Raw genomic sequence first — 18,891 nt, 5'->3', positions numbered from 1 at the left:
TCAGCCGCGCTGCGCCGCGCGCACGAGGTCGAGCGCGCTCGCGTCGTCGAGCCCGAGCCGCCGGGCCTGCTCGACGAACGCGCGCGCGGCGGCCTCCGCCTGGCGTCGCACCGCATCACCCTGCGGGGCGACGAACGAGCCGGCGCGGCCCCGCGTCTCGATGATGCCGTCGGTCTCGAGCTCGCGGTAGGCGCGCGCGACCGTGTTGACGGCGAGCCCGAGCTGCTCGGCAAGCGCGCGCACGGTCGGCAGCTTGGCACCCGCTATGAGCTCGCCGGCCGCGACCGCGTCGCGCACCTGCACGCGCAGTTGCTCGTACGGCGGGGTCGCCGCGCTCGCGTCGATCGAGAACCTCATGCGGCACCCCCCGTCGGCGCGTGCCGCTCGAGAAACCCGAGCACCTCGGTCTGATCGACGCCGGGAAACGACTCCGTCGGCAGCGTCGCCAGCAGGCTGGCATGGATGCGCGCCTGCGGTCGCGCGCGCCCCTGCCACTTCGCCGCGAGCGCGTCGGGTGCCCGGCGGCAGCACCCCGGGTCGGGGCAGGTCGACGCCCCGCGCCGGGTGGTCTCCCGCCCGCGGAACCACTTGACGTGCGCGAACGGCGTGCCCACCGAGATCGAGAAGTCGCCGCCGGTGCCCGACTCGATGCGCGAGGTGCACCAGTAGGTGCCGGTGGGCTTGTCGGTGTACTGGTGGTACGGGCTGAAGCGGTCGGGCTCGTCGAACACCTGCCGCGCCGACCACTGCCGGCAGACGAGCTGCCCCTCGACCGCGCCGAGGGCGTCGGTCGGAAACTGCACGCTGTCGTTCTCGTAGGCCTTCGACAGCACGCCCTGCGCGCTCACCTTGAGGAAGTGCACGGGAATCTCGAGGTGCTCGGTCGCGAGGTTCGTGAACCGGTGCGCGGCCGTCTCGTACGAGACGGCGAATGCGTCGCGCAGGTCCTCCACCGCGAGCTCGCGGCGCTGCTTCGCGCGCTGCAGGAACGCGACCGCATCGGCCTCGGGGATGAGCAGCGCCGCCGCGAGGTAGTTGGTCTCGACCCGCTGCTGCAGGAAGTCGGTGTAGTCGCGCGGCTCGGGCCGGCCGAGCACGTGCCCGGCGAGCGCCTGCAGCAGCACGCTGCGCGGGTCGCGGCCCGGTGCCGTCTGCACGGGCAGGTAGATGCGGCCGTGCTCGAGATCGGTGACCGACCGGGTCGAGCCGGGCAGGTCGCCCACGTAGTGCAGCGTGAAGCCGAGGTGCGCGGCGAGCTCGGCGGCGAGGCGCTGCGACAGCGGGCCGCCCTCGTGGCCGACGGCGCGCAGCAGCCCGGCCGCGGTCTGCTCGAGTTCGCCGAAGTAGTTGCCGCGCGCCCGCATCGCGCGCCGCAGTTCGGTGTTGGCTCGCCGAGCCTCCTCGGGCGTCGCGGCCCGCTCCGAGTGCACCCGCTGCAGCTCGGCGTGCAGCGCCAGCACCGTGCGGATCGCCTCGTCGCTGAGGCTCTTGCGCACCGGCAGCGGCGGGATGCCCAGGGCCGAGAACAGCGGACCGCCCTGCACCCGCTCGAGCTCCACCTCGAGGGCCGCGCGGCCGCTCAGCGGCGCGGCGCTCACCAGCTGCTCGAGGCTCGACCCGAGCACCCGCGCGATCGCCTGCAGCTCGCTCAGCTTTGCCTCGCGCTTGCCGTTCTCGAGCACGCTCAAGTGCGAGGTGGCGGTGCCGATGGCCTCGGCGACCTCGGCGAGCGTGAGCCCCGCATCCGTTCGCAGGGTGCGGATGCGGCGGCCGAGCGTCAGCGGATCGATCACCTCCTCAGCCTGGGCGCGCGAGAGCGGTGAATCGAGCATGCCGCGAGCCTGCCAGCGCGCGAACTTCAGCGCAACTGAAATCTGCCTCTATTTCAGTCGGTTCGGCCGGGGTTCAGGGGTTGTTCTTCGCCCACAGTTGCTCACACGAACCTCGCAAGCCCAGCCGTCGCTGGGGTTGTGTTCGTAACTCAGGCTGAGAGCCGGAATGTGCGCGAGTCGTCGATCACAGATCGACCTACAGCCTGAGTTACGAACACACACCCGGCGGCGGCCGACCGAAGGAGCACCTCATGACAACTCAACCGACCCGCCCCGACCAGCCGACCCGACCGGGCGACCAGACCGAGACCGCCGCCGAGCTCGAGACCCGCTGGAAGACCGACGCGCGCTGGAGCGGCGTGCGCCGCGACTACAGCGCCGACGACGTCATCGAGCTGCGCGGCCCCGTGCGCGAGGAGCGCACGCTCGCTCGCCGCGGCGCCGAGCAGCTGTGGCAGCTGATCCAGCAGAACGTCACCGACGCCGGCGAGTGGACGTACGCGCTCGGCGCCCTCACCGGCAACCAGGCCGTGCAGCAGGTGCGCGCGGGCCTCAAGGCCATCTACTTGAGCGGCTGGCAGGTCGCCGCCGACGCCAACTTGAGTGGCCAGACTTACCCCGACCAGAGCCTGTACCCGGCCAACTCGGTGCCCGCCGTCGTGCGCCGCATCAACAACGCCCTGCTGCGGGCGGGGCAGATCGAACCCGACAAAAACTGGATGGTGCCGATCGTCGCCGATGCCGAGGCCGGCTTCGGCGGCCCGCTCAACGCCTACGAGCTCATGCACGGCATGATCGAGGCTGGCGCGGCCGGTGTGCACTGGGAGGACCAGCTCGCGAGCGAGAAGAAGTGCGGCCACATGGGCGGCAAGGTGCTCGTGCCGACGAGCCAGCACATCCGCACGCTGCAGGCCGCGCGGCTGGCCGCCGACGTCGCCGACGTGCCCACCGTCGTCATCGCCCGCACCGACTCGCTCGCCGCCACCCTGCTCACCAGCGACGTCGACGAGCGCGACCGCCCCTTCACCACGGGTGAGCGCACCGCCGAGGGCTTCTACGAAGTCGAGCCGGGCCTCGGCCCGGTGCTGGCCCGCGCGCACGCCTACGCCGAGTACGCCGACCTCATCTGGGTCGAGACGAGCGAGCCCGACCTCGAGCTGGCGCGGGCCGTCGCCGAGAGCATCCACCGCGAGCATCCCGGCAAGCGCCTCGCCTACAACTGCTCGCCGAGCTTCAACTGGAAGCGGCACCTCGACGACGCGACCATCGCGAAGTTCCAGCGCGAGCTCGCGGCCATGGGCTACGCGTTCCAATTCATCACCCTCGCCGGCTTCCACTCGCTGAACCACTCGATGTTCGAGCTGGCCCGCGGCTACAACGAGCGGCAGATGACCGCCTACGTCGAGCTGCAGGAGGCCGAGTTCGCGTCGGAGGCCGACGGCTACACGGCCACCAAGCACCAGCGCGAGGTCGGCACCGGCTACTTCGACCGCATCGCGACGGCCCTCAACCCGCAGAGCGCGACGCTCGCGCTCGTGGGCTCGACCGAGTCCGAGCAGTTCCACTGATCCCTCGCAGGAATGAAGGAGCAACGACCCTGGTCCGCGGCGTGTCGACCTCGACACGCCGCGGGTGGGGTAGCGCCGTCCTTCATTTGTGCGTTCCCACCAGACAGGAGATGACCATGACCACGACCTCCCTCACCATCAATGGCCCGATGCGGCCGCGGTACGACGAGATCCTGACCCCGGATGCCCTCGCCTTCGTCGAGCGCCTGCAGCACCGCTTCGGCGGCCAGCGGCACGCGCTGCTCGCCGACCGCATGCAGCTGCGCTACGACCTCGGCAACGGCCGAGACCTGCGCTTCCTGCCCGAGACGGAGAGCATCCGCCGCGACCCCGACTGGCGCGTCGCCGGAGCGGGGCCGGGCCTTCACGACCGCCGCGTCGAGATCACCGGCCCGTGCGACCCGAAGATGACGATCAACGCCCTCAACTCCCGCGCCAACGTGTGGCTCGCCGACCTGGAGGACGCGACGAGCCCCACCTGGGCGAACATCATCGAGGGACAGCTGAGCCTGTTCGACGCGATCCGCGGGCGGCTCGAGTACACGAGCCCCGGGGCCGATGGAGCACCGGGCAAGGAGTACCGGGTCACCGCCGAACGCACCCCCACGATCGTGATGCGCCCGCGCGGCTGGCACCTGGTCGAGAAGCACATCGAGCACACCGACCGCAGCGGCCGCACCTTCGCCGCCAGCGCGAGCCTCGTCGACGTCGGGCTGTACGCCTTCCACAACGCGCACGCGCTCATCGCCGCGGGCCGCGGGCCGTACTTCTATCTGCCGAAGCTCGAGAACCACCGCGAGGCGCGGCTCTGGAACGAGGTGTTCACGTTCACCGAGGCCGAGCTCGGCCTGCCGCACGGCACGATCCGCGCGACGGTGCTCATCGAGACCTTCCCGGCGGCGTTCGAGATGGAGGAGATCCTCTACGAGCTGCGCGACCACTGCGCCGGGCTCAACGCCGGGCGGTGGGACTACGTGTTCTCGATCATCAAGAACTACCGCAACCGCGGCCTGCGGTTCGTGCTGCCCGACCGCGACCGCATCCTCATGACGCTGCCGTTCATGCGGGCGTACACCGAGCTGCTCGTGCAGACGGCGCACAAGCGCGGCGCCCACGCGATCGGCGGCATGAGCGCGTTCATCCCCGACCGCCGCAGCCCCGAGGTGACCGAGCGCGCGCTCGAGCGGGTCGCCGCTGACAAGCGCCGCGAGGCCCGCGACGGCTTCGACGGATCGTGGGTGGCGCATCCCGATCTGATCCCGGTGGCGCGCGCCGAGTTCGACGCGGTGCTCGGCGACCGGCCGAACCAGCTCGACGTGCTGCGCGAGGAGGTCGCGGTGACCGCGAGCGAGCTGCTCGACATCCGCTCGGCGGGCGGCGAGATCACCCTCGCGGGGGTGCGCGCGAACGTGTCGATCACGGTGCGCTACCTCGAGTCGTGGCTGCGCGGCATCGGCGCCGCGGCGATCGACCACCTGATGGAGGACGCGGCGACGGCCGAGATCAGCCGCTCGCAGCTGTGGCAGTGGATGCACCACGAGCTGCGCTGCGCCGACGGCACCTTCATCACCCACGACCTGGTCGAGGGGATGCTCGCCGAGGTTCTCGCGGAGCTGCCGCGCCCTGACGGCCACAAGCTGGCCGAGGCGGAGGAGGTGTTCCGGCAGGTGACGCTGGGGGAGGACTTCCCGACCTTCCTCACGGTGCCGGCCTACGCGCGGTTCCTCGTCGAGCGCGACGAGGAGCCGATCGACAGCGCGACGGATCAGCGCGCCGCGTGACGAGCGATCTGATCGACCGCCGGGGCCCTACTGGTTCCGGCGGTCGATCAGCCGCGTGAGGATGATCGCGCTGCGGGTGTGGTCGACGTTGGGGGCCACGCGCACCCGCTCGAGGGCATCCTCGAGCGAGGGGATGTCGCGCGAGCGGATGTGCACGATCGCGTCGGCATCGCCGGTCACGGTGCCGGCGTCGACGACCTCGGGCACGGCGGCGAGGATGCGGCGCAGCTCATCGGGCGCGACGGTGCCGCGGCAGAACAGCTCGACGTAGGCCTCGACGGCCATGCCGTCGACGGCGGGGTCGACCTGCACGGTGAACGAGCGGATCACGCCGTCGGCGACGAGCCGGTCGACGCGCCGCTTGACGGCGGATGCGGAGAGACCGACGACATCACCGATGTCGCCGTACCCGGCGCGGGCGTTCTGCCGCAGCTGGTCGATGATGCGGTAGTCGATCGCGTCCACACCCGTGAGCGTAGTGGGCGGCAGGTTCTGGCGGATTGGTGGCGTGAGTCAGGTAAGGCTATCCTTACCTACCATGCGCGCTTCTTCGCTTTCGCTCCCAGCCATCGCCACCGTCGGTCTGCTGCTCGCTGGCTGCTCCGCGCCCGCTCCCGCCGAGACCGACCTGCCGGCCGAGCCCGTCGCCGACGGCAGCTTCACTCTCTACTCGGGCCGTGACGAAGAGCTCGTGCAGCCGCTCATCGACCAGTTCACCGCCGAGACCGGCATCGAGGTCGAGGTGCGCTACGGCAACACCGCCGAGCTCGGCGCCCTGCTGCTCGAGGAGGGCCCTGCGAGCCCCGCCGACGTCTTCCTCTCGCAGGATGCCGGCGCGCTCGGGGCCCTCAGTCGCGCCGGGCTCTTCACGACCCTGCCGGCGGAGATCGCCGATGCCGTGCCCGCCGTCTTCACCTCGACCGACGGCAGCTGGGTCGGGGTCACCGGCCGCGCGCGCGTCGTCGTGTACGACGGCGAGCGGCTCACCGCCGACGAGCTGCCCGACACGATCGACGGCTACGTGACGGAGGAGTGGAACGGCCGCCTCGCGGTCGCGCCGACGAACGCGAGCTTCCAGTCGTTCGTCACCGCGCTGCGCGTGCTCGAGGGCGAGGAGGAGGCGGCGGCGTGGGCCCAGGCGCTCGCCGGCAACAGCCCGCAGATCTTCGAGGGCAACACGCCGATCCTCACCGCAGTCAACGACGGCGCCGTCGAGGCGGGGCTGATCAACCACTACTACTGGTTCCGCGCGGCCTCCGAGGTGGGCGTCGAAAACATGCGGGCGCAGCTGAAGTACCTGACCGCCGGAGACGCGGGCTCGATCGTGAACGTCACCGGAGCGGGCATCCTCGCCGGGGCGGAGGGCGATGCCGACGCCCTCGAGTTCGTGCGCTACCTCGTGTCGGAGGCCGCCCAGACCTACTTCGTCGAGCAGACCTTCGAGTACCCCCTCGTGCCGGGAATCGCCGCGCCCGAAGGCTTGCCGAGCCTCGAGAGCCTGCTCAACCCGCAGCTCGACCTCAGCGATCTCGACGACCTCGCGACGACGCAGCAGCTGCTCGCCGACGCCGGGCTCATCTAGCCGGGCCCGACCCGGGCCCTTCGTCCCTGCCGCCTCCCGGCCGTGCCGTGATGCACTAGACCCATGACGATCGCGCCGCCGCTCGCCGACGGGGTTCCGGATGCCCGGGGCCCCCTCGTCGAGCCTGCGCACCCGGCACGTCCGACGGCGGGGCGCCGCCCGCCGCTCGCGCTGCTGGTCGCCGCGAGCGTCGCCGCGGCCGCCGCGGCCATCCCGCTCGTGTACCTCGTGGTGCGCGCCGCCGAGGCGGGGCTGCCGACGGTCATCGCGACCCTCAGCCGGGGCCGCGTGCTCGAGTACGCCGCCAACTCGCTCGCGCTCGCCGCGGCGACGACGGCGACCGCGCTCGTGCTCGGCACCGCCGTGGCCGTTGTGCTCACGCGCGTGCGGGTGCCGTTCGCGCGCGCGTGGCTGCTGATCTCGGCCCTGCCGCTCGCGGTGCCGTCGTACCTCGCCGGCTACGGGTGGCTCGTGCTCGCTCCGGGCCTCAACGGGTTCGTGCCGAGCTGGTTGCTGCTCACGGCCGTCACAGTTCCGTACGTGACGCTGCCGGTGGCGGCGGCCCTGCGCGGAGCATCCGGCGACCTGGAGGGCGTCGCGCGCACGCTGGGGCGCGGGCCGTTCCGTGCATTCCTGGTGGCGACCTGGCCGACGGTGCGGCCCGCCGCGATCGCCGGATCGCTGCTCGTCGCGCTCTACGCGCTGAGCGACTTCGGGCTCGTCGCGATGATGCGCTACCCGACCCTCACCTGGGGCATCAACGCCGCCTACTCGGCGAGCTTCGACCGCGCGCAGGCGGCGACGCTCGCGCTGCTGCTCGTGGTGCTCGCGCTCGTCGTCGTCGCGGGCGAGCGCACGGCTCGGCGGCAGGTGCCGCGCGCGGCCGCCCGAGCCGTCGCACCCCGGGCCGTCGGCCGCGGGATGCTCGTCTCGCTGCTGCCCGTCGTCGCGGCCGCGCCCCTCCTTGGCGTGGGGGTTCCTCTGCTTGGGCTGCTGCTGCGCCTGCTCGACGCGGCCACCCTGCGGACGATCGACGTGTCGCGGCTGCTCGAGGCCGTCGGCGCCACGGTCGGCGTTGCGGCGGCGGCGGCCGCGCTGGCGCTCGTGCTCGCGCTGCCGATCGCGGCGCTCGCCGCCCGCTACCGCGGCCGGCTCGTCACCGCGATCGAGTCGGTCGGATACCTCGGCCACGCGCTGCCCGGCATCGTCGTCGGCCTCTCGCTCGTGTTCTTCGCGCTCGCCGTCGTGCCGGCGCTGTACCAGAGCCTGGTAGTGCTGGTCTTCGCCTACGCGGTGCTGTTCATGCCGAAGGCGATCGGCACGGTGCGCGCCGGCCTCGGCGACGTGCCGCCGCGGCTGGTGTCGGTCGCGCGCACGCTCGGCCTCTCGCCGCTGCAGGCGTGGTGGCGCGTGACGGTGCCGCTGGCTCTGCCGAGCCTCGGGGTCGGCGCCCTGCTCGTCGCCATCGCGACCATGAAAGAATTGCCGGCGACGCTGCTGCTGCGCCCAACCGGGGTGCAGACGCTCGCGACCGAGCTGTGGAATCGCACGGTGGTGTTCGAGTTCGGCGCCGCCGCGCCCTACGCGGCGCTACTGGTGCTGATCGCCGCCGTACCCGCCATGGTGCTCTCGGGTGTGCGCAGCGCCGCCAAGGAGGAGTTGTGAGCGACCTCGTCGTCGAGCATGTCAGCGTCACCCACGGGTCGACGCTCGCTGTCGACGACGTCTCGCTGAGCATCCGCAGCGGCGAGCTGGTCGCCGTGTTGGGGCCCTCGGGATGCGGGAAGACCACGCTACTGCTCGCGATCGCCGGGCTGCTGCCCGTGCAGGAGGGCACGATCGCGGTCGGCGGGCGCGAACTGTCGCGCTCGGGCCGCACGGTCGCTCCCGAGAAGCGCGGCGTCGGCTGGGTGCCGCAGGAGGCCTCGCTGTTTCCGCACTTGTCGGTCGGCGAGAACATCGGCTTCGCGGTGCCCGGCGGCCGCGGCGGTGCTGGCCGGGGTGCCGCCCGCGCAGCGCGCATCGCCGAGCTCGCCCAGCTCGTCGGCCTTGGCGAGCTGACCAATCGCGCCCCCAACCAGCTCTCGGGCGGACAGGCCCAGCGCGTCGCCCTCGCCCGCGCCCTCGCTCCGCGGCCCGAGCTGCTCCTTCTCGACGAGCCCTTCGCGGCCCTCGACACCCAGCTGCGCACCGGTCTGCGCCGCGAGGTCGCCGAGCTGCTGCGCGACCAGGGCACCACTTCGGTGCTCGTCACGCACGATCAGGAGGAGGCCCTGACCCTCGCCGATCGCGTGGCCGTGATGCACGACGGCAGACTCGCCCAGTTCGGCACGCCCGAAGAGGTGTACCAGCAGCCCGCGTCGGACTGGGTCGCCTCGTTCGTCGGCGACGTCGTCGAGCTCACCGGCACCTGGCGGGCGGGCCGCGTGCTGTGCGCGCTCGGATCGGTCGAGGCCACCGCGGTCGGGTTCGCGCCTGCCGACGGCGCGACCGTGCGGCTCATGCTGCGCCCCGAGTGGATCGTGCCGCGCCCCGACCTGCTCGCGCAGGCCGCAGCCGGGGCCGACGCGCGTGTCGCGGCCATCTCGTATGCCGGCCACGACGCGATGATCACCGCCGACCTCGTCGACGGGCCCTCGGTGCTCATGCGCATGGCCGCCGTCGAGCTGCCGAGCGTCGGCGACGACCTGCGCCTCGCCGTGCAGCGCCCCGGCCTCGCGTTCGCTGCCGCCTGACGCGCGCGCCCATCGGTCGAGCATCCCAGGGGTGCGACGGTTGCGCGGTGCGGACGAGGGCGCCGATCGGTCACTTGTTGCGGCCCGACCGCCACACGTCAGCAACGAGTGACCGATCGACGCCGTTTGGCCGCGAGTAGGCTCGCGGCATGAGTGACGCCGACGCCCCGCGAACAGCGAACCCCGCCGAGCTGCGCGCCCGCGCCGCCGTTCTCGACGCCGCCGACCCGCTGGACGCCTACACCGCGCACTTCGTGCCGGGCGACGATCTGGTCGCCTACCTCGACGGCAACTCGCTCGGGCGTCCGGTGGCGAGCGTGCCCGCCGCCCTCGACGCCTTCGTGCGCGCGGAGTGGGCCGGGCGGCTCATCCGCGGCTGGGACGAGCTGTGGCTCACCCGCCCGCGTGCGCTGGGCGACCGCATCGGGGCGGCGTGCCTCGGTGCCGCATCCGGTCAGACGGTCGTCGCCGACTCGACCACCGTGCTCATCTTCAAGCTGCTGCGGGCCGCGATCGCCGACGTGCGCGCCGCCGACCCCGCGCGCGACGAGCTCGTCGTGCTCGCCGATGAGTTCCCCACCGATCGGTACATCGTCGAGCGCCTGGCCGCCGACCACGACCTCACGGTGCGGTGGGTGGATGCTCCGCTCGACGCTGGCATCACCCCCGAACTCGCCGCCGAGGTGGCGGGCCCGCGCACCATCGTCGCCCTCTTCAGCGGGGTCGCCTACCGCAGCGCCTGGTGGGCCGACATGGCCGAGGTGACGCGCGTGGTGCAGGCCGCGGGCGCGCGGGTCGTGTGGGACTGCTCGCACGCCGTCGGGTCCGTCCCCCTCGAGTTCGACGCCTGGGGCGTCGACTACGCCGTCGGCTGCTCGTACAAGTACCTGAACGGCGGCCCGGGTGCCCCGGCGTGGGTCTACGTCGCCGAGCGGCACCACGCGTCGCTGCGCAACCCGATCCCCGGCTGGCTCGGGGCGGCCGCGCCGTTCTCGATGACCGAGGGCTACAGCCCGGCGCCCGGCGTCGGGTCGCTCGTCAGCGGAACGCCGCCCATTCTCAACATGGTCGCCCTCGCCGAGATGGTGACGCTGATCGAGGCGGCGGGCATGCCGGCGATCCGCGAGAAGTCGATCGCGTTGACGAGCTACGCGATCGAGCTCGTCGACGCGCTCATCCCGAGCGCGACGGTGTCGACGCCGCGCGACCCCGCGCGCCGCGGCAGCCACCTGACGATCGACCACCCCAACTCGGCCGTCGCTGTGCAGCGGCTCTGGGCGGGCGGGGTCATCCCCGACTTCCGGCACCCGAGCGGCGTGCGCATCGGCCTCTCGCCGCTCAGCACGAGCTTCGCCGAGGTCGAGCGGGGCATCCGCGCGCTCGCCGACGCGCTGTCGTGATCTTCTTCTCGTGCCAGATCTGGCGTGTATGGGCGCATGCGCTTGGGATGATGCGCCCACAGGTGCCAGATCTGGCAGGAGGCTCGCACGCCAGCGCGAGTAGCGTGAGGGCATGACGAGCGGCGACCGTGCGGCGAGCGTGCTGACCCCCGACCTGCTCGCCCGGGTGCGCGAGCGCGCGCCCGGCTACGACGCGGCGAACGGCTTCTTCTTCGAGGATCTCGCCGAGCTGCGGGAGGCGGGCTATCTGCGTCCGCGCAGCCTGAGCGCGGCATCCGCCGACCAGCGGCTGCTCGCCGCCCACGCGCCCGCGACGGCGCTGGGGCTCACCATGCACCTGGTCTGGATGGGCGTCGCGCGCGATCTCGTCGCCGCAGGCGACGACAGCGTGCAGTGGGTGCTCGACGACTGCGCGGCCGGCGAGCTCTTCGCCTTCGCGATCAGCGAGGCGGGCAACGACCGCGTCATGACCGATTCGGTGACGCGGGCCGAGCGGGTCGAGCCGGGAGAGCGTTCCGACGGGCGGGGCGGCTGGGCGGTCACCGGCACGAAGATCTTCACAAGTCTCAGCCCGGCGTGGACGCGGCTCGGGGTGCTCGCCCGGCACGAGCCGGCGGGCGGCCCGGCCGACGGCGCCCACCCGGCCGAGACCGGCCCCGCCGGCACCGACCCGCGCATCATCCACGGCTTCCTCCTGCGCGACGCCCCGCCGTCGACCCCTGAGCGCTTCGAGCCTCACCCCGCGCCCGGCGTCACGGTCACCCCCGACTGGAACACCCTCGGCATGCGCGCCACGCAGAGCCACACCACTCGCCTCGAGGCGGCGTTCATCGCCGACGAGCACGTGTCGCGCATCCTGCCGGTCGGGCCGACGGCCGATCCGTTCCTGCTCGCGATCTCGGCCAACTTCCTGACCCTCATGGCTGCCGTCTACGCGGGGCTGGCCGACCGGGCGCTCGAGCTCGCCGTCGAGAGCGCGCACCGCCGCACGAGCCTCAAGAACGGCGGAGCCCCGCAGGCGCACGACCCCGACATCCGCTGGCGCATTGCGGATGCGGCGCTCGCGCTCGATGCCCTCACCCCGCAGCTCGCCGCCGTCGTGCACGACCGCGACCACGGCGTCGACCGGGGTGCGCGGTGGCACCGCGACCTGGCGGGGCTCAAGCACCGCAGCGTCGAGACCGCCCGGCACGTCGTCGACCAGGCGATGCGCATCGCAGGCGGCGGCGCCTACCGCACCACCGCCGAGCTGAGCCGTCTGCAGCGCGATGTGCTCGCGGGCATCTATCACCCGAGCGACCCGGAGGCCGTGCACGCGACCGTCGCGGCCGACCTGCTCGGCCCGCTGCCGTGAGCGGCCCTGCCGGCGCTTAGGCGACCGTGCACGAGCTTGACCTGACGCGACCCGACGGCCGCACCGTGCACGCCTATGACACGGGCGGCGAGGGTGCCGTCGTGCTCTGGCAACACGGAACACCCAACGTCGGGGCCCCGCCGCAGCCTCTGCTCGCTCCGGCCGCCGAGCTCGGGCTGCGCTGGGTGTCGCTCGACCGCGGCGGGTACGGGGGCTCGAGCCCGCATCCCGGCCGGTCGATCGCCGACGCGGCGGCCGACGCCCTCGCCGTGCTGGACGCGCTGGGGATGGACCGGTTCGCCGTCATGGGCTACTCGGGCGGTGGGCCGCACGCGCTCGCCTGCGCGGCCCTCGCGCCCGGTCGCGTCGCCGCGGTCGCGGCGATCAGCCCGCTCGCCCCGATCGACGCCGACAACCTCGACTGGTTCGCCGGGATGGGCCCGACCTCGGAGGGGGCCCTGCGCGCGGCGCTCGCCGGGGTCGACGACCGCCGCCGGTTCGAGTTCGAGAACGCGGATGCGCCGCTCGACTTCACCGCCGCCGACTGGTCGGCGCTCGCTGGGCCCTGGGGGTGGCTCGGAACGGTGGCCGCGGAGGGGCTCGCCGCCGGCCTGGACGGACTCATCGACGACGACCGCGCCTACGTCACCCCGTGGCAGGTCGACCTCTCGGCCATCTCCGCGCCGGTGCGGATCGTGCACGGGGAGGACGACCGGGTCGTGCCGGTCGCGCACGCGCGCTGGCTCGCCCAGCGTCTGCCGACGGCCGAGCTGCGGGCGCTGCCGGGTGCCGGGCACATCGCGGCGATCGCGGATGAGCAGCGGGGGGCGCTGGACGCTCTGCGCTGGCTCGCGCAGCGGCTGCCCTAGGCGATCCAGCCAAGCTCGCGCAGCCAGGCTTCGCAGCTCCGCGTCCACTCGACGGCGGCCCCCGCCTCGGCGACGTCCTCGGCGCTGACCTGCTCGCACTCCCGCACGAGCCCGAGCCCGTGCCGCCCGTTCGGGTACACGTGCAGCGCGTGCGGAATCCCATAGCGGGCGAGCTCCCGAGCGAGGCGGTACGGATGCTCGAGCGGCACCGAGGCGTCCTCCGCGGTGTGCCACACGAAGGTCGGCGGCATCGCGGGCGTGACGAGCCGCTCGACGGAGGTCGCGGCTCGCGCCCACGGCGGTGCCCAGGGGCCGAGAAGCTGGCGGCGCGAGCCGCCGTGCGTCGGCGTCATCATCGACACCACCGGGTAGCAGAGCACGGCGGCGTCGACCAGGCCGAGCGCCGCGGCGTGGCCGGCCAGGTGCCCGCCGGCGGAGAAACCCAGCACGCCGAGCCGGGTGACGCCCTGGGCGCGCAGCTCGGCTGCCCGCATCCGGAACGCCGTGATCGGGCCGGGATGCCGGGTGCGCACGGGGTAGGCGAGCACGCTCGCGTCGAGGCCCAGCCCGCGCAGCCACTCGGCGACCGGCTCGCCCTCGTGCGCCGCGCGGTAGCTGTACCCGCCGCCGGGCAGCACGATCACGTGCGGGCGCTCGCCGGGCATCGCCGTCGCGCTCACCGCCCGGTGAAGGCCGCGTTCAGCAGCTCGTCGATCCGCACCCCGACATCGGGCTCACCGGTGTCGAGGCGGTTGGTCAGCAGCACGACGCAGCGGCCGGCAGTGCGCGAGACCCACAGCTGCGAGCGGCACCAGCCCTCGTGGCCGAACGTGCTGTGGTCGAGCAGGCTGAGCCGGCGCGGCAGGTTGAAGCCGATGCCGAAGTCCTCCGGGTGGCGGGTGAGGTCGGCGTCGAGCACCGTCAGCCCGCTCGTGCGCGGGCGCAGCATCGCCTCGAGGGTGATGCGGTGCACGACGCGGTCGTCGCCCACGAGCAGCGACTGCCCGATGGCGAGCAGGTCGGCGGCGCGGGCGGCCGCACCGGCCGCCGGGTGCCGCAGGGCGAACAGCCCGGCCGGGTCGTGCCCGTAGCGCTCGGCGGCGTGGATGTGGTGGACGTCGTCGGTGTCGAACGAGAGCCCCTCGGCCCCGACGCTCGCGGCCATGTCGGCGAACTCCTGCTCGAAGGCGCGGCCGGTGGCGTGCTCGATGAGCGCCGCGACGCCCTCCCAGGTGAGGTTCGTGTAGCGGCGCGCGGTGCCGGGCGCGAAGTCGAGCGGCGCCCGCTCGAGCGCCTCGCGCACCGTCGTTGCCCGTCCGTGCGAGAACGGAGTCGGACCGCCCTCGAGTACGACGTCGGCGACCCCCGAAGTGTGGCTCGTGAGGTGCGCCAGGGTGACCTCGGCGCTGCCGAACCCGGGCAGGGCATCCCGCAGCGGGGTCTCGGTGGTGAGCAGTCCGCGCTCGACGGCCCGCATCGCGGTGAGGGCGACGAGCGGCTTCGTCACCGAGTACAGGGCGAAGCGGTCGTCGACGTGCGCGGTGCGGCCGCTGACCGGGTCGGTGCCGAACGCGGCCATGTCGACGACGCCGTTCACGTCGGCGATGGCGAGCACGGCGACGGGCAGGCGGCCGGCGTCGACGTGGCGGCGGGTCCAGTCGGCGGCGGTGCCGAAGGCGGTGGTGGCGGTCATGGATGCTCCCTCAGGCCAGGCGCGGCAGGACTTCAGCGGCGATGAGGTCGAGATGGTCGAGATCGGAGAGGTCGGTCACCTGCAGATACACGCGGTCGACTCCGAGGTCGCGCAGCGCCCGCAGCTTCTCCGCCACGACCTCGGGCGTTCCGACGAGGCGTCGCTCGTTGTCGTTGTCGCTTGCGCCGTTCGCGTTCAGCCGGCGGTCGAGTTCCGCCTGGTCAGTGGCGACGACGGTGCGCCAGGCGGCGGAGAGTTTCAGCGTGGCCGGGTCGCGACCCTCCTCCGCGCACACGGCGCGCACGTTGTCGTAGACCTCGGCGAAGCCCTCAAGGGTGCGGAAGCCGATGTTGAACTCGGTGGCGTAGAGCGCGGCGAGGCGCGGGGTCTTGCGCGGCCCGCCGCCGCCGACGATGACGGGCATGCGCTCCTGCACGATCTTCGGCAGGGCGGGCACATCGACGAGCGTGTAGTGGTCGCCCTCGAACGAGAAGGTGGCGCCGTCGGGGGTGGCCCAGTAGCCGGTCACGATGGCGAGCTGCTCCTCGAGCATCCCGAACCTCTTGTCGGGGAAGGGGATACCGAAGGCCTCGTGCTCGCGCTCGTACCAGCCGGTTCCGAGGCCGAACTCGATGCGCCCGTGCGACATCTGGTCGACCTGCGCGACCTGCACGGCGAGGATGCCGGGGTGCCGGTGCGTCGCCGAGCTGACGAGCGTGCCGAGGCGGATCGTCGACGTCTCGCGAGCGAGCCCGGCCAGAGTGGTCCAGGCGTCGGTCGGTCCGGGCAGGCCGTCGTCGTCACCCATCACGAGGTAGTGGTCGCTGCGAAACCAGCCGTGGAAGCCGAGCGCTTCAGCCCGCTGCGCGTGCGCGACGATCGTGTCGTAGCTGGCGCCCTGCTGGGGCTCGGTGAAGACGCAGTACTCCATGGGATGAGACTACGACCCGCACCCGCCCCGGATGCCCGCAATAGGTATGATCTAACGCATGACCCGCACCGCGATCGTCACCGGAGGACTGAGCGGCCTCGGTGCCGCGACGGCCGAGCGGCTGCGCGCCGACGGCATCCGCGTCCACACGCTCGACCTCGCCGCCGCGAGCGAGGGCGATCCGCACGCCGCCGACCACCATCAGCTCGACATCAGCGACGACGCGGCGGTCGCTGCCGTTGCCGAGCGGGTCGGGCCCGTCGACATCCTCGTCACCTGCGCCGGCATCGTGGGGCCCAACAGGCCGCTGCTCGAGACCACGGCCGACGAGTGGCGCCGCACGATCGACGTGAACGTCATGGGAACGGTGGCGAGCATCCGCGCCTTCGCCCCGGGCATGGTCGCGAAGGGCTGGGGCCGGATCGTCACCGTCGCGTCGATGGCGGGCAAGGACGGCAACCCGAACCTCGCCGCCTACTCGGCCACCAAGGGCGCGGTCATCGCACTCACCAAGTCGATCGGCAAAGAGCTCGCTCAGACCGGTGTGCTCGTCAACGTCATCGCGCCGGCCGTGCTGGCGACTCCTCTCAACGCCAAGACCGATCCGGCCGTGCTGCAGTACATCACCGACCTGATCCCCATGAAGCGCGTCGGCCGGCCCGAGGAGTTCGCCGAGCTCGTCGCCTTCCTCACCTCCGACCGCGTCAGCTTCTCGACCGGCGCTGTCTACGACCTCAGCGGCGGCCGCGCCACCTACTAGTCGACGGGTCTCCACCGGGAGACTCCCGAATCCAAGGAACTGCGATGAAGCTCATGCGCCTCGGCCCGGCGGGCCACGAGAAGCCTGTCGTGCGCGTCGACGAGACCCACTACGTCGACGTCTCCGATGTCACGCCCGACTTCGACGAGCGCTTCTTCGGCGCCGCGAGCACCGGGGGCGGGATGCTCGGTCTCGAGCAGGTCGTGGCGGAGCGCGTCGCGGCCGGCGCCGTCCATCCGTTCGTCGCGCCGGACGGAACGCGCGAGCGCATCGGCGCCCCGATCGCGCGCCCGCATCAGATCCTCTGCATCGGGCTGAACTACTCGGACCACGCGGCGGAGTCGGGCATGCCGGTGCCCGAGGAGCCGATTCTCTTCACCAAGAGCCCGAACACCCTCGTGGGGCCGGACGACGACGTCCGTATGCCGCGTGGGGCGACCAAGCTCGACTGGGAGGTCGAGCTCGGCATCGTCATCGGGGCGCGCACGAGCTACCTCGACAGCCCCGAGCAGGCGAAGGACCACATCGCTGGCTATCTCGTCGTCAACGACGTGAGCGAGCGGGCCTTCCAGATCGAGCGTGGAGGACAGTGGGCGAAGGGCAAGTCGGCCGAGACGTTCAACCCGGCCGGGCCGTGGCTCGCGACTCCCGACGAGCTCGACGACGTGATGGACCTCGGCATGTGGCTCGACGTCAACGGGCAGCGCCGTCAGACCGGCTCGACCGCGACGATGATCTTCGACCCGTTCGTGATCGTGCACTACCTGAGCCAGTTCCTCGTGCTCGAACCGGGTGACCTCATCAACACCGGCACCCCGCCCGGCGTGGGCCTGGGCATGACGCCGCCGACCTATCTGCAGGTGGGCGACGTGATGGAGCTCGGCATCGAGGGTCTCGGCGCGCAGCGGCAGACGGTCATCGCCCCGCGCTGATCCGAACCGCGCCGCCGATGCCCGCTACCGCTCCGGCGGCGTGATCTGCGAGCGGCCGACGATCGCGACGATCGACTCGCCCCGCTTCAGGCGCACCTGCAGCCGCAGAGCGCCCGAGCGCGCGATGAGCACTCCGATGACGATCGCGGCCGCGGCGGGCACGGCGCCCGAGATGATGAGCGCCGTCTGCGGCCCGAGCCACTCGGCGAGCCCGCCCATGAGCGGCCCGCCGATCGCCTGCCCGCCGACCATGATGATCACGTAGAACGACATGACGCGGCCCCGGATGCCCGGGTTGCAGCTGAGCTGCACGAGCGAGTCGGCCATGATCGCGTAGATGAGCCGCGCGATGCCGATGCCGATCAGCAGCGGCAAGAACAGGCCGTACACGGGAGCGAGACCGGCGAGGGCCTGCAGGGTTCCGTACACGAGCGCGGCGATGATGATGGTGCGCAGGCGGAGGGTGCGCATCCGGGTCGAGAGCAGCGCGCCGGTGAGGGCGCCGATCGCGACGAGCGAGGTGTAGAGCCCGTAGCCGGTCGACCCGGAGTCGTAGACCTCGTCGGCGACACCGGTGAGGATCACCGGCAACGACATGCCGAAGACGGCGACGAACATCAGCAGGATCATCGGCCAGAAGATGGTCGGCTTCGACCGCACGTACTGCAGTGCCTGCCGGATCTGCCCGCTCTGCCGCGGCTGCACGGGGATGATGCGCAGCTCATCGCTGCGCAGGGTGGCGAGTGTGATGACGACGACGAGCGCCGCGACGGCGTTGACGGCGATGGCCCAGCCCGAGCCGGCGGCCGCGATGATGAGGCCGGCGACCGCGGGGCCGATGAATCCGCCGAAGTGGAAGACCGAGGCGTTGAGGCTGATGGCGTTCTGCAGCAGGCGCGGCTCGACCATCTCGGTCACGAGCACGACGCGCGCCGGGCTCTCGACCACGAACACGCAGCCGATGACGACCGAGATCGCGTACACGTGCCACAGTTCGACCACGCCGGTGAGGGCGAGCGTCGCGAGCAGAGCGCTCAGCAGTCCGAACGCGGTGTAGACGCCGATGAGCAGCCGGCGTTTCGAGAAGCGGTCGGCGATCACGCCGCCGTACGGGCCCAGCAGCAGCATCGGGCCCCATTGCAGGAAGATCGTCACCCCGACCGCGGCGATGTTGCCGGTCAGCTCGAGCACGAGCCAGTCGGTGGCGATGCGCTGCATCCACCCGGCGGTGTGGGCGAGCAGCTGCGAGCCCTGGAAGCGCCGGTAGTTGCGGATCTGCAGCGAGGCGAACGAGTCGCGCAGGCTCGTGCTGCCGCGGTGCACCGGAATCGGCTCGGTGGGCGGGAAGGCGGGAGCGAGAGGGTCGGGCACGGTGCTTTCGGTGCGGGGTCGCCAGACGGGGCGACGGATGCGGGGCCGGGGCTCGGCCGGTCTCCAGCCTACGCCCGCCCGAG

General features: G+C 72.5%; 17 protein-coding genes. 10 read left to right on the top strand and 7 right to left on the bottom strand.

Going from position 1 to position 18,891, the window contains the following annotated elements; genetic code table 11:
- Positions 1-357: a GntR family transcriptional regulator gene (locus BJ959_RS07130; protein ID WP_153981373.1), complete on the bottom strand. Its 357-nt coding sequence runs from the start codon at positions 355-357 to the stop codon at positions 1-3.
- On the bottom strand, positions 354-1,832 hold the full coding sequence (locus BJ959_RS07125; protein WP_153981374.1) for a helix-turn-helix transcriptional regulator: 1,479 nt from the start codon (positions 1,830-1,832) through the stop codon (positions 354-356). Before BJ959_RS07125 ends, BJ959_RS07130 begins: the two co-directional genes overlap by 4 nt.
- A 251-nt stretch (positions 1,833-2,083) precedes the next feature.
- Here BJ959_RS07125 and aceA point away from each other — a divergent pair, with 251 nt between their 5' ends.
- Together aceA and aceB are read left to right on the top strand one after the other, a co-directional pair.
- On the top strand, positions 2,084-3,400 hold the full coding sequence (aceA, locus tag BJ959_RS07120) for an isocitrate lyase (RefSeq protein ID WP_153981375.1): 1,317 nt from the start codon (positions 2,084-2,086) through the stop codon (positions 3,398-3,400).
- A gap of 110 nt (positions 3,401-3,510) precedes the next feature.
- Positions 3,511-5,181, top strand: a complete 1,671-nt coding sequence (gene aceB, locus BJ959_RS07115; protein ID WP_183321920.1) for a malate synthase A — start codon at positions 3,511-3,513, stop codon at positions 5,179-5,181.
- Between the two features lie 27 nt (positions 5,182-5,208).
- On the opposite strand, the gene BJ959_RS07110 is transcribed toward aceB, so the two are convergent.
- Complete coding sequence (locus tag BJ959_RS07110) at positions 5,209-5,646, bottom strand: AsnC family transcriptional regulator (protein WP_153981376.1); 438 nt, start codon at positions 5,644-5,646, stop codon at positions 5,209-5,211.
- Positions 5,647-5,719: 73 nt separating this feature from the next.
- On the opposite strand from BJ959_RS07110, the gene BJ959_RS07105 reads away from it, so the two are divergent.
- The 6 genes from BJ959_RS07105 (at position 5,720) to BJ959_RS07080 (ending at position 13,121) form a co-directional block, all read left to right on the top strand.
- Entirely contained in the window at positions 5,720-6,763 is a 1,044-nt protein-coding gene (locus BJ959_RS07105; protein WP_153981377.1) for an extracellular solute-binding protein, read from the top strand.
- A gap of 63 nt (positions 6,764-6,826) precedes the next feature.
- Positions 6,827-8,428, top strand: a complete 1,602-nt coding sequence (locus tag BJ959_RS07100) for an ABC transporter permease (RefSeq protein ID WP_153981378.1) — start codon at positions 6,827-6,829, stop codon at positions 8,426-8,428.
- Positions 8,425-9,498: an ATP-binding cassette domain-containing protein gene (locus tag BJ959_RS07095; RefSeq protein WP_165878989.1), complete on the top strand. Its 1,074-nt coding sequence runs from the start codon at positions 8,425-8,427 to the stop codon at positions 9,496-9,498. Before BJ959_RS07100 ends, BJ959_RS07095 begins: the two co-directional genes overlap by 4 nt.
- Positions 9,499-9,647: 149 nt before the next feature.
- The gene (locus BJ959_RS07090) at positions 9,648-10,898 is read left to right on the top strand and encodes a kynureninase (RefSeq protein WP_153981380.1); all 1,251 of its coding nucleotides are present in this window, start codon (positions 9,648-9,650) and stop codon (positions 10,896-10,898) included.
- Between the two features lie 112 nt (positions 10,899-11,010).
- Positions 11,011-12,252: an acyl-CoA dehydrogenase family protein gene (locus BJ959_RS07085; protein ID WP_153981381.1), complete on the top strand. Its 1,242-nt coding sequence runs from the start codon at positions 11,011-11,013 to the stop codon at positions 12,250-12,252.
- Positions 12,253-12,278: 26 nt separating this feature from the next.
- Complete coding sequence (locus BJ959_RS07080) at positions 12,279-13,121, top strand: alpha/beta fold hydrolase (protein ID WP_153981382.1); 843 nt, start codon at positions 12,279-12,281, stop codon at positions 13,119-13,121.
- Here the strand turns inward: BJ959_RS07080 and BJ959_RS07075 are convergent.
- From BJ959_RS07075 to BJ959_RS07065, 3 genes are read right to left on the bottom strand one after another with little or no spacing between them, the layout of a single operon-like run.
- Positions 13,118-13,786 (bottom strand): alpha/beta hydrolase, encoded by a 669-nt coding sequence (locus tag BJ959_RS07075; protein ID WP_153981383.1) that lies wholly within the window; start codon positions 13,784-13,786, stop codon positions 13,118-13,120. The two genes, BJ959_RS07080 and BJ959_RS07075, sit on opposite strands and share 4 nt — an antisense overlap.
- 11 nt (positions 13,787-13,797) lie before the next feature.
- Positions 13,798-14,814: a serine hydrolase domain-containing protein gene (locus BJ959_RS07070; RefSeq protein ID WP_153981384.1), complete on the bottom strand. Its 1,017-nt coding sequence runs from the start codon at positions 14,812-14,814 to the stop codon at positions 13,798-13,800.
- A 10-nt stretch (positions 14,815-14,824) separates the two neighbouring features.
- On the bottom strand, positions 14,825-15,745 hold the full coding sequence (locus BJ959_RS07065) for an LLM class F420-dependent oxidoreductase (protein WP_153981385.1): 921 nt from the start codon (positions 15,743-15,745) through the stop codon (positions 14,825-14,827).
- A 58-nt stretch (positions 15,746-15,803) separates the two neighbouring features.
- On the opposite strand from BJ959_RS07065, the gene BJ959_RS07060 reads away from it, so the two are divergent.
- A complete protein-coding gene (locus tag BJ959_RS07060) occupies positions 15,804-16,505 on the top strand; it encodes an SDR family NAD(P)-dependent oxidoreductase (RefSeq protein ID WP_153981386.1) in 702 nt (233 codons plus the stop codon).
- A gap of 44 nt (positions 16,506-16,549) precedes the next feature.
- A complete protein-coding gene (locus BJ959_RS07055) occupies positions 16,550-17,437 on the top strand; it encodes a fumarylacetoacetate hydrolase family protein (RefSeq protein ID WP_153981387.1) in 888 nt (295 codons plus the stop codon).
- Between the two features lie 24 nt (positions 17,438-17,461).
- Here BJ959_RS07055 and BJ959_RS07050 read toward each other — a convergent pair whose 3' ends face one another.
- A complete protein-coding gene (locus BJ959_RS07050; protein ID WP_341799897.1) occupies positions 17,462-18,808 on the bottom strand; it encodes an MFS transporter in 1,347 nt (448 codons plus the stop codon).
- Between the last annotated feature and the right edge of the window lie 83 nt (positions 18,809-18,891).

The organism is Microcella frigidaquae (assembly GCF_014200395.1).
In the GTDB taxonomy this organism is placed as follows: Bacteria; Actinomycetota; Actinomycetes; order Actinomycetales; family Microbacteriaceae; genus Microcella; species Microcella frigidaquae.
This window is presented reverse-complemented; position numbering and strand designations above follow the sequence as displayed.

Coding starts and splice junctions, on each gene's coding strand:
- BJ959_RS07130 (WP_153981373.1), bottom strand. CDS start 357: ATGAGGTTCTCGATCGACGCGAGCGCGGCGACCCCGCCGTACGAGCAA.
- BJ959_RS07125 (WP_153981374.1), bottom strand. CDS start 1,832: ATGCTCGATTCACCGCTCTCGCGCGCCCAGGCTGAGGAGGTGATCGAT.
- aceA (WP_153981375.1), top strand. CDS start 2,084: ATGACAACTCAACCGACCCGCCCCGACCAGCCGACCCGACCGGGCGAC.
- aceB (WP_183321920.1), top strand. CDS start 3,511: ATGACCATGACCACGACCTCCCTCACCATCAATGGCCCGATGCGGCCG.
- BJ959_RS07105 (WP_153981377.1), top strand. CDS start 5,720: ATGCGCGCTTCTTCGCTTTCGCTCCCAGCCATCGCCACCGTCGGTCTG.
- BJ959_RS07100 (WP_153981378.1), top strand. CDS start 6,827: ATGACGATCGCGCCGCCGCTCGCCGACGGGGTTCCGGATGCCCGGGGC.
- BJ959_RS07090 (WP_153981380.1), top strand. CDS start 9,648: ATGAGTGACGCCGACGCCCCGCGAACAGCGAACCCCGCCGAGCTGCGC.
- BJ959_RS07085 (WP_153981381.1), top strand. CDS start 11,011: ATGACGAGCGGCGACCGTGCGGCGAGCGTGCTGACCCCCGACCTGCTC.
- BJ959_RS07075 (WP_153981383.1), bottom strand. CDS start 13,786: ATGCCCGGCGAGCGCCCGCACGTGATCGTGCTGCCCGGCGGCGGGTAC.
- BJ959_RS07070 (WP_153981384.1), bottom strand. CDS start 14,814: ATGACCGCCACCACCGCCTTCGGCACCGCCGCCGACTGGACCCGCCGC.
- BJ959_RS07065 (WP_153981385.1), bottom strand. CDS start 15,745: ATGGAGTACTGCGTCTTCACCGAGCCCCAGCAGGGCGCCAGCTACGAC.
- BJ959_RS07060 (WP_153981386.1), top strand. CDS start 15,804: ATGACCCGCACCGCGATCGTCACCGGAGGACTGAGCGGCCTCGGTGCC.
- BJ959_RS07055 (WP_153981387.1), top strand. CDS start 16,550: ATGAAGCTCATGCGCCTCGGCCCGGCGGGCCACGAGAAGCCTGTCGTG.